Origin of the sequence: Paraburkholderia nodosa DSM 21604 (genome assembly GCF_000519185.1) — a bacterium.
GTDB lineage: Bacteria > Pseudomonadota > Gammaproteobacteria > Burkholderiales > Burkholderiaceae > Paraburkholderia > Paraburkholderia nodosa.
On the sequence record NZ_JAFA01000003.1, the window covers coordinates 82937 to 97607 of the forward strand.

Consider the following 14671-nt stretch of genomic DNA (forward strand, 5'->3'; position numbering starts at 1 on the left):
GAGCCCGCCTGCCATGCCAGAATTTTCCCTGTCACCGCAACCGGGCACCGCCCCCGCGCGCGGGCGCAACGTCAGCCTGCTCGCCTTCCTCATCGTCATCGCGGCGGGCGCCGTGTACGTGGGGATGCATCTCGCCGACGATCTCTCGCCGGTGCGCGAAAGCTCGGCGATGCCCTGGATCCTGCTCGGCATCGCGCTCCTGATCGCGCTCGGCTTCGAGTTCGTGAACGGCTTCCACGATACCGCGAATGCGGTCGCGACCGTCATCTATACGCACTCGCTTTCGCCCAATATCGCCGTGATGTGGTCGGGCGCGTGGAATTTCCTCGGCGTGCTCACCTCCACCGGCGCGGTGGCCTTCGGCATCCTGCAACTGCTGCCTGTGGAGCTGATCCTGCAGGTGGGCAGCAGCGCGGGCTTCGCCATGGTGTTCGCCCTGCTCATCGCCGCGATCGTCTGGAATCTGGGCACGTGGTATTTCGGCCTGCCATCGTCCAGCTCACATACGCTGATCGGCTCGATCATCGGCGTGGGCCTCATGAACCAGCTCATGCACGGCGCGAACGGCACGAGCGGCGTGGACTGGAGCCAGGCGCTCGGCGTGGGCAAGTCGCTGCTCTTTTCGCCGATCGTCGGCTTTTTGCTGGCCGGCCTGCTGCTGCTTATCCTCAAGGCCGTCGTGCGCGTGCCCGCGCTCTACTCGGAGCCGAAGGGCAAGGAACCGCCGCCGTTCTGGATCCGCTCGCTGCTCATCCTCACCTGCACGGGCGTATCGTTCGCGCACGGCTCCAACGACGGCCAGAAGGGCATGGGCCTCATCATGCTGATCCTGATCGGCACAGTGCCCACGGCCTATGCGCTGAACCGTGCCGTGACGGCCGAGCAGACGCAGACCTTCGTCGCCGTCGCACACGACGCCACGCGCGCGCTCGAGCGCTACACGAACGGCGTGGCCGCGCCCGCCGATCCGCGCGCCGAAGTGGAACGCTTCATCGGCCGCCGCGCGATTTCGAGCACGACGGTGCCCGCGCTCGCCGCGCTGTCGAACCAGGTGGCCGAACAGGTGCACGGCTACGGCTCGCTCGCGGCAGTGCCGCAGTCGGTCGTCGATAACGTGCGCAACAACATGTACGTGATTTCCGAGGCGATCCGCCTGCTCGACAAGCAGAAGGCGGTGCCCTTCTCGGCCGACGACCTGAAGTCCATCAACAACTTCCGCAGCCAGATCGACCACGCGACGAAATTCATCCCGACGTGGGTGAAGGTCGCCGTGGCGATCGCGCTGGGGCTCGGCACGATGGTAGGCTGGAAGCGCATCGTGGTGACGGTGGGCGAGCGCATCGGCAAACAGCACCTGACCTACGGCCAGGGCGGCTGCGCGGAGGTCGTGGCGATGGTGACGATCGGCGCGGCGGACGTGTACGGTCTGCCGGTCTCGACCACGCACGTGCTCTCCTCGGGCGTGGCGGGCACGATGGCCGCGAACGGCTCGGGCCTGCAATGGAATACGGTGCGCAGCCTCGTGATGGCGTGGGTGCTCACGCTGCCCGTTTCGATCGTGCTGGCGGGGGCGCTTTATTGGGTGTTCAAGCACGTGTTCTGAGCACGAACGGCCAGAAAAAAAGCCGCGCTCTCTGTGAGGGGAGCGCGGCTTTTTAATTGAATGTTGCGAACGGGCCAACCCCTCAATAAATATCCGGAATGAACATATCCTCCGGCACCGGCTGGCGAATGTAATCCGGATGATGCACGCGCGACGGCAGCGTGACTTGCGGGTGCTCGATCTCGTGATACGGCACCTGGCTCAGCAAGTGGTGGATGCAGTTCAGACGCGCGCGCTTCTTGTCCACGCCCTGCACGACCCACCACGGCGCCTCGGGAATGTGCGAGCGCTGCAGCATCACTTCCTTCACGTGCGTGTAGGCCTCCCAGCGGCGGCGGCTTTCGAGGTCCATCGGCGAGAGCTTCCACTGCTTGAGCGGATCGTCGATGCGGCTCTGGAAGCGCACTTCCTGCTCGTCGTCGGTGATCGAGAACCAGTACTTGACGATCTGGATGCCGCTCCTCACGAGCATCTTTTCGAACTCGGGCACCGAGCGGAAGAATTCTTCGTATTCGTCGTCGGTGCAGAAGTTCATCACGCGTTCCACGCCCGCGCGGTTGTACCAGCTGCGATCGAACAGCACCATCTCGCCGCCCGCCGGCAGATGCTGGGCGTAGCGCTGGAAATACCACTGCGTACGCTCGCGGTTGTTCGGCGCAGGCAGAGCGGCCACGCGGCACATGCGCGGGTTCAGCCGCTGCGTGATGCGCTTGATGACACCGCCCTTGCCTGCCGCGTCGCGTCCCTCGAAGATCACGACGAGCCGGTGCCCCGTGCTCACGATCCAGTCCTGCATCTTCACGAGCTCGCCCTGCAGACGGATCAGCTCGCGGAAATAGACGCGGCGCAGCGCACGCGCCTCGTCGCTGATCTGCAGACCGCTTTCCTGCAGCCGGTCGTCGACCTCCATTTCGAGCTCTTCGTCGTAGGCGTCGATGAGCTCTTCATTCAGACGCCGGCGGCGCTGCAGTTCGGCTTCCTGCTGTTCCACATCCCGTTGTTCGGCGTCCATCGTGCGGTCCAGTTCATTCATGGCGACTCTCTCCTTGGTCGATATGCTGTCAACTCGCGCCACTATCGGCGCAGCGAGTGTCACGAATATTTCAAATGCATTGCGGCGGCTCAAGTGAGCGGCCTGGCGAAGCTCAGCTCATGGCCGTCCGGGTCGACGAGATGGAAATATCGCTCGCCCCACGGCGCGTCGTGCGGCGCGAATTCTGGCCTCGCGCCGGCCGCCAGCGCGTGGGCGTAAAAGGCGTCCACGTCGGCGACGTAGAAGATCACGCGGCCCCAGCCGTTCACCGCGCCGTGCGGTCCCTCCAGCAGGTTCAGATAGCAGACGCCGGCCGCGCCGCCCAGTTCGAACGACGCGAAACCCGGCACCGCCGGCCCGGCTCTCTGCACGAAGCCGAGCGCCTCGTAAAAGGGCACCGACCGCGCGATGTCGCTGACGGTCAGCGTCACGGCGCTCAACGCTACGATTTGCGCGGCGCGTTCGTTCATTTATTCGTTCCTCCTGCTGATGCGGCTATGCTCTGCCTGCGGCCCGGAATGAGGCCCGTCGGCCCGATCAGCCGACTTTAGCAGCGTTCGCGTGGCCAGCGCGGGCGGCTGGCGTTTTCTCTTTGCCGCCCAACGCCTTGCGCGCGGTTTTGCGCGCCGGCTTGCCCGCCTGCGCAGCCGCTGGCGCGGCGCGCTGCGCTTCGTCACTGGTTGGACCACTTTCGGGCCAGCCGATCTCATCTCCCACCCGTGTGCGCACGAAGTCGATGTGCGTCTGCATCGCCGTGCGCGCCTCCTCGGGACGCCGCGCGACGATCGCGTCGCACAGCGTGCGGTGCTGCAGCAGCAACTGGTCCGGCGCGTCTTCGTTCTGCACGCGCAGCCCCGTGCCGTTGATCGTGATGTGCTCGCGCAGCACGCCCAGCACGCTCGTGTGCAGATGCAGGAACATCGCGTTGTGCGAAGCCTGCGCGATCACTTCGTGCAGCTTCGCGTCGGTGTCGGCTTCGGCGGCCTTGTCGTCCACTTCGCGCGTGCGCTCCAGCTCCTGCATCAGCGCGCGAATGCGCGCGAGATCCTCGTCGCTCGCGCGCAGGGCCGCGAAATACGCAGTCGCGCCCTCCAGCACGCGGCGAAACTCGAGGATGTCTTCGCGCAAGGCCGGATGATCGGCCACGAGTTGCCCCCAGGGCGACGCAAACCCCGTGCGCAGCTGGTCGGTGACGAACACGCCCGCGCCCGGGCGGCTTTGCACGAGGCCGCGCGCGGCCAGGCGCTGGATCGCCTCGCGCACCGTGTTGCGCGCCACGTCGTATTCCAGCGCGAGCACGCGCTCGGAAGGCAGCTTCGCTCCCGCGCGCCAGGTGCCGTCGAGCAGCGACGTCTCCATCTGACGCATCACGGTCTCCACGCGCCCGCGCGAGCCTGCCCTGTCCCTCATTGTCATACCCGAGTCTCGTTCTAACTTGCGGCAAGTGGTCCAACCAGTTTGAACCGCTCGCCGGAAGCGGGAATTATGCGCCCAAACCAGCGCTCGTCCCCAACCTGCCCGGCCCCGGGCGCGGAGAAGGAGCACGAAAGCGCGCAAAGACACCGAGCGAGACATGAAGCCACGGCAATACCCCACCGAGCGCCCCACCGACGTCTATCTGTTCGCCACCTGCCTCGTCGACCTGTTCGTGCCGCAAGCCGGCCTCGACGCGGTGAAGCTGCTCGAACGCGAAGGCCTCACGGTCCATTTCCCGCGCAGCCAGAGTTGCTGCGGCCAGCCTGCCTACAGCAGCGGCAACCCGCGCCAGGCGCGCGAGGTCGCGCTCGCACAACTCGGACTCTTCGAAAAGCCCTGGCCCGTGATCGTGCCGTCGGGTTCGTGCGCGGGCATGATGCGCCACCACTGGCCCGCGCTGTTCGATGACGACGCCGCCAACGCCGCGCGCGCCGAGGGACTCTCGGCGCGCGTGTACGAACTCACGGAATTCCTCGTACGCGTGCTGAACGTCGATTTCCACGCGTATGGCGCGCAGGGTGCCGTCCGCCAGCCCGAAGAGCGCGTCGTGCTGCACACCTCCTGCGGCGCGCGGCGCGAGATGGGCACGCGCGTGCACGGCGTCGAAGCCGTCGATGCGCTGCCGGGCGTCACGCGCATCGAGCACGAACGCGAATCGGAATGCTGCGGCTTCGGCGGCACGTTCTCGCTCAAGCATCCGGACATCTCCGGCGCGATGGTCGCCGACAAGATCGCCTCCGCCTGCGCCACGGGCTGCGAGCGCCTCGTTTCCGCCGACTGCGGGTGCCTGCTCAACATCGGCCACGCGGCGGCGCACAAGGGCGCGCCGCTCGCCGTGGAGCACCTCGCCTCGTTCCTCTGGCGCCGCACCGGCGGGGAGGCCGCATGAACGTCGATACGATGAGCGCGCGTGCGCGCATGCTGCAACGCCTGCGCGGCCATGCCCCCGCCGCACCCGCGACGACGCTCCAAGCGCTCGACGCGCGCATCGACGCGCATTTCACCGCGCGCCGGGCGCTTGCCCCGCAAGCGCTGAACGAACGCATCGCGCAGTTCCAGCGCATGCTCGAAGCCGCGCACGCCGAGGTGATCTGCGCGAGCGCCGCAACGTGGGCCGTCGATCTCGCTGCGCGCCTCGCAGCGGCGGGCGTGCGCAGCCTGCTGCTCGACACCGCCTGCGCCGAAGGCCTGGCGCTCGAGGCAGCGCTGCCGGCCGCCGTGCAGGCGCGCAATTACGCGCAACCGATCGAGCAGTGGAAGGCCGAACTCTTCGACACCATCGACGCGGGCTTCACCGTCGCACGCTCGGGCCTCGCGGCGACGGGCACGCTCGTGGTCGTGCCCGACGCGAACGCGCCGCGCACGGTCTCGCTCGTGCCGCCGCTGCACGTCGCGCTGATTCACGCGAACACGCTGCACGCCGACCTGCATGCCGCCGTGGCCGCGGAGCGCTGGCGTGACGGCATGCCCACCAATCTCGTGATGATCTCGGGTCCGTCGAAGACCTCGGATATCCAGCAGACCACCGCCTATGGCGCGCATGGTCCCCGCGCCCTGTGGGTCGTCGTCGTGACCGATGAGGATCGCGAAACGGGTGTGCAGCACGGAGCCGCCGAATGAGCACGACCACGCAGACCTCGCAGGAAAACACGCTTCATTTCGTCCCGACCGAACAATTCCGCCAGCGCGCACGCACGGCGCTCGACGACCCGCAGCTGCGCAAGAGCTTTCGCGGCGCGATGGACTTCCTGCAAGGCAAGCGCGCCGCGCAGTTCCCCGAGGCGGACGAACTCGAAGCCCTGCGCGATCTCGGCGAAGCGGTGCGTCAGCATGCGCTCGCGCGCCTGCCTGAACTGCTCGAGCAACTGGAAACGAAGCTGCGCGCGAACGGCATTCAGGTGCATTGGGCCGAGACCGCCGACGAGGCGAACCGCATCGTCCACGCCATCGCGCAGCGCCACGCGGCCACGCGCGTGATCAAGGGCAAGTCGATGGCGAGCGAGGAAATCGAGCTCAACCATTACCTCGCGGAGCGCGGCGTCGACTGCATCGAATCGGACATGGGCGAGTACATCGTGCAGCTCGCGGGCGAGAAGCCCTCGCACATCGTGATGCCCGCGATCCACAAGACGAAGGGCGACATCGGGCACCTGTTCGAAGCGCACATCCCCGATACGCCCTTCACGGAGGACGTGGACACGCTCATTCAAACGGGCCGCCGGGCGCTGCGCCGCGCCTTCGTGGATGCGCAGATCGGCCTCTCCGGCGTGAACTTCGCCGCCGCCGATACGGGCACGCTCTGGCTCGTGGAAAACGAAGGCAACGGCCGCCTTTCCACCACGGTGCCCGACGTGCATATCGCGATCATGGGCATGGAAAAGGTGGTGGCGAAGCTCGAGCACATTGTGCCGCTTTCGAGCCTGCTCACGCGCTCGGCCACGGGCCAGCCCATCACGACGTATTTCAACCTGATCAGCAGCCCGCGCCGCGCAGGAGAGAAAGACGGCCCGCGCGAGGTGCATCTCGTCCTGCTCGACAATGGCCGCAGCCAGGCCTACGCCGACGAGCAATTGCGCGCCACGCTGCAATGCATCCGCTGCGGCGCGTGCATGAACCATTGCCCCGTGTACACGCGCATCGGCGGGCACGCGTACGGCACGACCTACCCGGGGCCGATCGGCAAGATCATTTCGCCGCATCTGCTCGGGCTCGACGCGACCGCCGAGTTGCCCACCGCTTCGAGCCTGTGCGGCGCGTGCGGCGAAGTCTGTCCGGTGCGCATTCCGATTCCGCAACTGCTCGTGCGCCTGCGCACCGAAGCGAACCGCGACCCCGAGGAAAGCGTCGCGCATCCGTTGCGCGGCCAGGGCGCGAATCACAGCAGGGGCGAGCAGTTCATCTGGCGCTTCTGGAGCGGCGCGTTCGCGCACCCGCGTGCCTACCGTGCGCTGCGCTGGGCCATGACGCGTCTGCGCGGGCTCGCGCCCTCGCAGCAAATGGGCTGGACGCAGCATCGCACGCCGCTCAAGCCCGCGCCGCGCAGCCTGCACGACCTGCTGCGCGAACGCGACCAGCCGCAATAGCGGCCCTGTCGTCAGGCCTGCGAAATAACGCACACAGCAAGCCTGGCGGCCTCACATAAATTTTCTACCCGCATCATCGGAGGAGACCGTAGTGCAACCCTGGTACCAGATCTACACACCGCTCGGCAGTCTTTGGCTGTCCGCGCTCGTGGCCGCCATTCCCATTCTGTTCTTCTTCGTCGCGCTCGCCGGCCTGCGCATGAAGGGCCATGTCGCCGCGGCGATCACCCTGCTGCTCGCGCTCGCCGTGGCGATCTTCGAATACGGCATGCCCGTGCGCCAGGCGCTCGTTTCCGCGGGCTTCGGCTTTGCCTACGGCATCTGGCCGATCGCGTGGATCATCGTCACCGCGGTGTTCCTCTACAAGATCGTCGTAAAGACGGGACAGTTCGAGATCATCCGCGCCTCGGTGCTCTCGATCACCGACGACCAGCGCCTGCAGCTGCTGCTGATCGGCTTCTCGTTCGGCGCTTTCCTCGAAGGCGCGGCGGGCTTCGGCGCGCCGGTGGCGATCACCTCCGCGCTGCTCGTCGGCCTCGGTTTCGAGCCGCTCTACGCCGCGGGCCTGTGCCTGATCGCCAATACCGCTCCGGTTGCGTTCGGCGCGATGGGCATTCCCATCATCGTCGCGGGCCAGGTGACGGGTATCGATCCGTTCCTGATCGGCGCGATGGCGGGCCGCCAGCTGCCGCTGCTCTCGCTCTTCGTGCCGTTCTGGCTCGTCTTCATCATGGACGGCAAGCGCGGCGTGAAGGAAACGTGGCCCGCCGCGCTCGTGGCCGGCGGCAGCTTCGCTGTGACGCAGTACTTCACGTCGAACCACATCGGGCCCGAGTTGCCGGACATCACCTCGGCGCTCGTGAGCCTCGTCGCGCTCACGGCGTTCCTCAATGTGTGGCAGCCGCGCCGGGCAACGCAAGGCACGAGGTTGAAGGTGAGTGGCGGTGCCGCTGCGCTTGGCGGCTTCGGCGGTGCCGGTGGCGGTTCGCGTGCGGCGGCTTCGAGCCGCAAGGCTTCGCCGTACAGCATCGCGCAAACCGTGCGCGCGTGGTCGCCGTTCATTCTGCTCACGGCCATCGTGACCGTGTGGAGCGTCAAGCCGTTCAAGGCGCTCTTCGCAGCGAAGGGGCCGCTCGCGGGCACGATTCTGAGCCTGCATGTACCGGGCCTCGACCAGCTCGTGGTGCGCACGGCGCCGATCGTCGCGTCGCCCAAGCCGTACGAAGCCGTGTTCAAGCTCGACTGGCTCTCGGCCGTGGGCACCGCGATCATGATCACCGCGATCCTCTCCGCGATCCTGCTGCGCATGAAGCCGCGCGCCGCCGTGGCCGCGTTCTTCGAAACGCTCGGCGAACTGCGCCGCCCCGTGCTTTCCATCGGTCTCGTGCTCGCTTTCGCGTTCGTCGCGAACTACTCGGGCATGTCGTCCACGCTCGCCCTCGCGCTTGCGGGCACCGGCGCCGCCTTCCCGTTCTTCTCGCCGTTCCTCGGCTGGCTCGGCGTGTTCCTCACGGGCTCCGATACGTCGTCGAACGCGCTGTTCTGCTCGCTGCAGCACACCACGGCGCACCAGATCAACGTGTCGGACACGCTGCTCGTCGCGGCCAACACCTCGGGCGGCGTGAGCGGCAAGATGATTTCGCCGCAGTCGATCGCGGTGGCCTGCGCGGCAACCGGCCTCGTCGGCAAAGAATCGTCGCTGTTCCGCTTCACCGTGCGCCATAGCCTGTTCTTCGCGGCTGTCGTAGGCGTGGTGACGCTGATTCAGGCTTATGTGCTGACCGGCATGATTCCGCACTGATGGCGTAGTCGCTATTGCGACACGCCGTCATGCAGTGTCCAGGGCCGTTTCCCGCCACGCGCGGGCGACGGCCTTCTTGCATGCGGGCGCGAAAAGCGCCGGTTTTAAGCGGCTTTTAAGCCGCCCTGCCTACGCTCGATTCGTCCGGCGCGCGTTCGCACGCGGCAACGCGGTACGCGTGCCGGCATCCGGTCAACGAATCGATGGAGGTGGAAAATGCAAGCACGCTCAACTCCGTGGATCGGCGCGGCGCTCGCGCTCGCCGTGGTATTCGGCGCGCCGGGCGCGTGGGCGGCAACTTCGGCAGCCGGCGATGCAGGCGTCACGACCGCAACGGCCGGCGTCCTGCCGCCCGCCCGGCACAAGGGCGACATTGCATATCTATCGGGCGGCATCGGCAGCGACCAGTCGGCGGCGTTCAAGTCGGCGATGCATCAATACCCGCTCTCGCTCGAATTCGCGCGGCAATCCGCGGGCGGCAACGAGTATCTCGCGAACGTGCCCGTGAAGATCGCCGATATGCATGGCACACCAGTTCTTTCCACGCGCACGCGCGGCCCGTTCATGCTCGTTTCGATTCCGGACGGCCGCTATGTGATCACCGCGAGCCATGGCGGCAACACGGAGCGGCGCACGGTGGACATCGGCAAAACGACGCGCGCTCACGAAACCTTCGTCTGGCCGATGTGACGATCGTCGACGAGCCCCCAGGCCGGAGGACCTGACGCCCCCTTCTTTCCTTTGACACCCCGTGGCCGCCTTGATGCCACATGAATGAACTCCGTCCCCGTTTGCGGCTATGATCGTGAACTGCGGCGCGGCGGCTCGGCGCCCTGCCGGATTCACGGGGAGTGTCGAATGGCAATGGGGTGGCTCGTCGCAATACCGTTCGTCGCCGCGGCGCTCGTCGCGTTCGCGGGACGTCACGCGCCCGCCTCCGGCACGTGGGTCGCATTCGCGGCCCCACTGTTCGGCCTGGGCCTGCTGGGCAGCGAACGCGTGGGCATGGCCACCCATGGTGTGCTGCACTGGCAAGCCGACTGGATCCCGCAGCTCGGCCTCTCGTTCGCGCTGCGTCTGGACGGCCTGTCGTTCATGTTCGCGCTGCTCGTGCTCGCCATCGGCCTGCTCGTCTTTATCTACGCGCGCTACTACCTCGCAGGCAGCGAGTCGCTGCCGCGCCTTTACGCGCTGCTGCTGCTCTTCATGGGCGCGATGCTCGGCGTGGTGCTGTCGGACAACCTGCTGCTGCTCGTGATCTTCTGGGAACTCACGAGCATCGTGTCGTTCCTGCTGATCGGCTTCTGGCCTTCGCGCCCCGAAGCGCGGCGCGGCGCGCGCATGGCGCTCACCATCACGGGCGCGGGCGGCCTCGCGCTGCTGGCCGCCGTGCTGCTGCTGGGCCACGTCTGCGGCAGCTACGACCTCGACGTCGTGCTCGCGCATGCGGGCCAGGTGCAGCGCAATCCGCTGTATCCCGCGATACTCCTGCTCGTGCTTTTCGCGGCCTGCACGAAGTCGGCGCAGTTCCCGTTCCACTTCTGGCTGCCGCATGCGATGTCGGCGCCCACGCCCGTTTCCGCGTACCTGCATTCGGCGACCATGGTGAAGGCGGGCATCTTCCTTATCGCGCGCTTTTACCCCGTGCTCGAAGGCACCGACTGGTTCTTCTACGTGACGAGCCTGATCGGCCTCGTCACGCTCACGGGCGGCGCGGCCATGGCCCTCGTGCAGCGCGATCTCAAGGGGCTGCTCGCGTATTCCACCATCAGCCATCTCGGGCTCATCGTGCTGCTGTTCGGCCTCGACACGCAGCTCTCCACCGTCGCCGCGCTCTTTCACACCTTCAATCACGCGGTATTCAAGGCCTCGCTCTTCATGGCGGCGGGCATCATCGACCATGAAACGGGCACGCGCGACCTGGGCCGCCTGCGTGGCCTGCGCCGCTTCATGCCGCATACCGCCGCGCTGGCCGCCGTGGCATCGCTCGCCATGGCAGGGGTGCCGCTGCTCAACGGCTTCCTCTCGAAGGAGATGTTCTTCGGCGAAACGCTTGCACAAGGTCTGCTCGGCGACTTCAGCTGGATCATTCCCGCGCTCGCCGTCATCGCCGCGGGGCTTTCGGTCGCGTACTCGCTGCGCTTCGTGTGGGGCGTGTTCTTCGACGGCGAAACGCCCCACGACCTTCCGCACTACCCGCCGCACGAGCCGCCGCGTTTCATGAAGTTGCCCGTCGAGATTCTCGTCATCATTTGTCTGCTCGTGGGCCTCGTGCCGGAGCAAACCATCGGCAAGATGCTCGAGTCCGCGGCGTGGTTCGCGCTGGGCGGCGTCGTGCCCACGTACAGCCTGAGCTTGTGGCACGGCATCAATCTGCCGCTCGTGATGAGCTGCGTGTCGTTCGTGGGCGGCGCGCTGCTGTTCTTCTTTCGCCGCGACGCGTTCCGCCATCATCGTTCGGTACTTTCCGAAATGAACGCGAGCGAAGGCTTCGACCGCTTCGTGCAGCAGCTCGAAAAAGCCGCGGGCGTCGTGGTCAATCTCTTCGAAACGCGCTCGCTGCCGGCGTATCTCGCGTGGATGATCGCGGCGATGCTGATCGTGCCAGGCGCCGCGCTGCTCGCGCTTGGGTCGCTGGACGGCGCGTACCGCTCGGCGCCGCTCGATGCGATGACGCTCGTCGGCCTCGTGCTGATGGCGCTGATGGCAGTGGGCGTCGTGCTCGTGCGCGCCAATACGCTCTATGCGCTCGTGATGCTGAGCACCTGCGGGCTGCTCGTCACACTGGCGTTCGTGCGTTTTTCCGCGCCGGACCTCGCGCTCACGCAGATCTCCGTGGAAGTGGTCACGGTCCTGCTGCTCGTGCTCGCCATCTACTTCCTGCCTGTCGTGCAGCGCGCGCAAGAGCCTCCCGCCGCGCGCACCCGCAACGCGGTGCTCGCACTCGCGGGCGGCGCGCTGATCGGCGGCGTGGCGTATGCGGTGATGACGCGCGCACCCATCGGCGGCGTCGGCCAGTACTTTCTCGCGAACGCGCTGCCGGGCAGCGGCGGCCACAACGTCGTGAACGTGATCCTCGTGGATTTCCGCGGCTTCGACACGATGGTCGAGATCAGCGTGCTGGTGGTGGCGGGGCTCGCCGTGAAGGCGCTGCTGCGCGGCCTGCGCCTGAAATCGCCCGACACGGGCCCGGGCGGCCTGCCGTGGTCGTCGCAGTCGCATCCGCTGCTGCTCGCCATTCTCGCGCGCCTCATGCTGCCGCTCACCCTGCTCGTCGCCGCGTTCATCTTTCTGCGCGGCCACAATCTGCCGGGCGGCGGCTTTATCGCCTCGCTCGTGATCTCCATTGCGCTCCTGCTGCAATACGTGGCGAGCGGCGTGCTGTGGACCGAGTCGCGCATCCGCATCAACTACCGCGCGCTCGCGGGCCTCGGCATTCTCGTTGCGGCCGCAACGGGCGTGGGTGCGATCGTGCTTGGCCACCCCTTCCTCACCAGCGCGTTCGGCCATCTGCACGTGCCGCTGATCGGCGAAATCGAACTGAGCACGGCCATGCTGTTCGACCTCGGCGTGCTGGGCGCCGTGGTCGGCACGACGCTCACGATCGTCTCGCACCTCGGCGTGCGCGACAAAGACATGCAATCCGTGGAGAAAAGCTGATGGAAGCCGCCTTCGCCATTACGCTCGGCGTGCTCTGTGCGAGCGGCCTCTACCTGCTGCTGTGCGCGCGCGTGCTGCCGGTGATCCTCGGCATCACGCTGTTCTCGTATGCGATCAACCTGTTCCTGCTCGGCATGGGCCGGCTCTCCACCGGCAAGCCGCCTGTGATCGCGCCGGGCGCGCAGTATGCGGACCCGGTGCCGCAGGCGCTCGTGCTCACCGCGATCGTGATCGGCTTCGCCATGACGGCCTTCACAGTCGTGCTCGCGCTGCGCGCGCTCGCGATCGACGGCACCGATCATGTGGACGGCGACAACCCGCAGCGCAGCGGCCTGGAGATGCGCGGCGAATGAACCACGCTCTCATCCTCCCGATCCTGATTCCGCTGTTCGCGGCCGGCGCGATCGTTGCGCTGCCGCTGCGCGCGAAACGCCTGCAGCGTGCGATCAACGTGATCGCCACGCTCGCGCTGCTGCCCATTGCGGTGGCGCTCGCCGAATTCGCGGCGCAAGGGCAGATTGCCAGCTATGCGCTCGGCGCGTGGCCCGCGCCGTTCGGCATCGTCTTGCAGATCGACCGGCTCGGCGCACTCATGCTCGTGCTGACCGCGCTGCTCGCGTGCTGCTGCCTGCTCGGCACCACGAGCGCCGATGTCCGGCGCGGGCGCTACTATCGTGCGCTCGTGCAGTTCGAGCTGATGGGCCTGAATGGCGCGTTTCTCGCCGGCGACCTCTTCAATCTGTTCGTCTTCTTCGAACTGCTGCTGATCGCCTCTTACGCGCTGCTGCTGCATGGTGGCGGCCGCCGCCGCGTGCGCAACGGCCTGCACTACATGCTGCTGAACCTCGTGGGCTCGTCGTTCTTCCTGATCGCGCTGGGCGTGCTGTACGGCCTCACGGGCACGCTCAACATGGCTGACATGGGCGAGCGGCTCGCGCATCTGGATGCCGCGTCGCTGCCCCTCGCGCAGTTCGCGGGCGCGACGCTCATGCTCGTATTCGGCCTCAAGGCCGCCGTGTTCCCCATGTCGTTCTGGTTGCCACAGGCGTATCGAAGCGCAATCGGGCCGGTGGCCGCGCTGTTCGCGATCATGACCAAGGTGGGCATCTACGCAATGCTTCGCTGCGACGCGCTCGTGTTCGGCGCGGCGGGCGGCGTGCTCGACGCATTCCTGCATCAATGGGCGTGGTGGCTCGCCATTGCGACGATCGTCTATGGCGCGCTCGGCGCGCTGGCGGTATCGAGCCTCAAGACCACGACCGGCTTTCTCGTGCTGGTCTCGGTCGGCCTGCTGATTGCGGCGGTCACGCTGCAAACCGTGCTCGCGTGGAGCGCGCTGCTGTACTACCTTATCAGCACGACGCTATGCACGGGCGCGCTGTTCATGCTCGCCGATACACTGGAGTCCGAAGCAAGCGAACTTGCGGTCGTGCCCGCTGCAGCCGAAACACGCGAGCCCGCCTCGCTCGAATCGCTCGACGACGCTACCGCACCGGCCATCACGCCCGACGCGGACGGCGAGCCAATCGCAACGCCGCCCACGGCCGCGGGCCCTGAAAAAGTGCGCGCGCCCTGGCCCTCGAACCTCGCCGGCGTCCTCTATCTCGCGGCGGCGGTCGGCGCAGTCGGCCTGCCGCCGCTCTCGGGCTTTCTGGGCAAGGCCATGGTACTCGCTGCCACGCCGCTTGCGCAGGCCGTCGTGCTCTGGCCCGCCGTGCTGGTTGCGGGCCTGCTGTCGATCGTCGCGCTCAGCCGCACAGGCACACGCCTGCTGTGGGCGATGCCCGCGGCACGCGCCTACGACGGCGCACCCGCCGCCGCGCCGCGCGGCAGCCGCGCCAAGCTCGCCGCGTGTGCGCTGCTGCTCGCGGGCGTGGTGGCGGCAACGGTGTTCGCTGGCCCGCTCAAGCAGTATCTCGACGCCACCGCCGCGCAGTTGCTCGACCGCGAAGCCTACGTTCACGCGATCCTGCCCGCGCAGGCCGCGCAAACGTCACAGGGCGGAGGAAGCTGAC

General features: G+C 67.2%; 11 protein-coding genes and 1 pseudogene. 9 read left to right on the plus strand and 3 right to left on the minus strand.

The window, feature by feature from the left end; genetic code table 11:
- Positions 1–13 precede the first annotated feature (13 nt).
- Positions 14–1603: an inorganic phosphate transporter gene (locus A3CW_RS0104890; RefSeq protein ID WP_028202558.1), complete on the plus strand. Its 1590-nt coding sequence runs from the start codon at positions 14–16 to the stop codon at positions 1601–1603.
- Positions 1604–1685: 82 nt separating this feature from the next.
- On the opposite strand, the gene ppk2 is transcribed toward A3CW_RS0104890, so the two are convergent.
- The 3 genes and pseudogenes from ppk2 to A3CW_RS45295 form a co-directional block, all read right to left on the minus strand.
- Positions 1686–2615, minus strand: coding sequence for a polyphosphate kinase 2 (ppk2, locus tag A3CW_RS0104895; RefSeq protein ID WP_245623550.1), 930 nt, complete (start codon positions 2613–2615; stop codon positions 1686–1688).
- 110 nt (positions 2616–2725) lie between these two features.
- Positions 2726–3106: a VOC family protein gene (locus A3CW_RS0104900; protein ID WP_028202560.1), complete on the minus strand. Its 381-nt coding sequence runs from the start codon at positions 3104–3106 to the stop codon at positions 2726–2728.
- Positions 3107–3350: 244 nt separating this feature from the next.
- Positions 3351–4004, minus strand: a pseudogene (locus A3CW_RS45295) (FadR/GntR family transcriptional regulator); the annotation flags it as partial.
- Positions 4005–4209: 205 nt separating this feature from the next.
- On the opposite strand from A3CW_RS45295, the gene A3CW_RS0104910 reads away from it, so the two are divergent.
- From A3CW_RS0104910 to A3CW_RS0104945, 8 genes are all read left to right on the plus strand, one after another.
- Entirely contained in the window at positions 4210–5001 is a 792-nt protein-coding gene (locus tag A3CW_RS0104910; RefSeq protein WP_028202561.1) for a (Fe-S)-binding protein, read from the plus strand.
- Between the two features lie 11 nt (positions 5002–5012).
- The gene (locus A3CW_RS0104915) at positions 5013–5732 is read left to right on the plus strand and encodes a LutC/YkgG family protein (protein WP_028202562.1); all 720 of its coding nucleotides are present in this window, start codon (positions 5013–5015) and stop codon (positions 5730–5732) included.
- A complete protein-coding gene (locus tag A3CW_RS0104920) occupies positions 5729–7195 on the plus strand; it encodes a LutB/LldF family L-lactate oxidation iron-sulfur protein (protein WP_028202563.1) in 1467 nt (488 codons plus the stop codon). Before A3CW_RS0104915 ends, A3CW_RS0104920 begins: the two co-directional genes overlap by 4 nt.
- A gap of 91 nt (positions 7196–7286) precedes the next feature.
- Complete coding sequence (locus A3CW_RS0104925; RefSeq protein WP_028202564.1) at positions 7287–8996, plus strand: lactate permease LctP family transporter; 1710 nt, start codon at positions 7287–7289, stop codon at positions 8994–8996.
- Positions 8997–9212: 216 nt separating this feature from the next.
- A complete protein-coding gene (locus tag A3CW_RS45300; protein ID WP_051481237.1) occupies positions 9213–9686 on the plus strand; it encodes a hypothetical protein in 474 nt (157 codons plus the stop codon).
- A 168-nt stretch (positions 9687–9854) separates the two neighbouring features.
- Positions 9855–12656 carry a monovalent cation/H+ antiporter subunit A gene (locus A3CW_RS0104935; RefSeq protein WP_028202565.1) on the plus strand — a complete coding sequence of 934 codons (2802 nt, stop codon included), beginning with the start codon at positions 9855–9857 and terminating at the stop codon, positions 12654–12656.
- Entirely contained in the window at positions 12656–13009 is a 354-nt protein-coding gene (locus A3CW_RS0104940; RefSeq protein ID WP_028202566.1) for a Na+/H+ antiporter subunit C, read from the plus strand. The genes A3CW_RS0104935 and A3CW_RS0104940 overlap by 1 nt, the downstream gene beginning before the upstream one ends.
- Positions 13006–14670, plus strand: a complete 1665-nt coding sequence (locus A3CW_RS0104945) for a monovalent cation/H+ antiporter subunit D (protein ID WP_028202567.1) — start codon at positions 13006–13008, stop codon at positions 14668–14670. Before A3CW_RS0104940 ends, A3CW_RS0104945 begins: the two co-directional genes overlap by 4 nt.
- Position 14671: the final 1 nt, after the last annotated feature.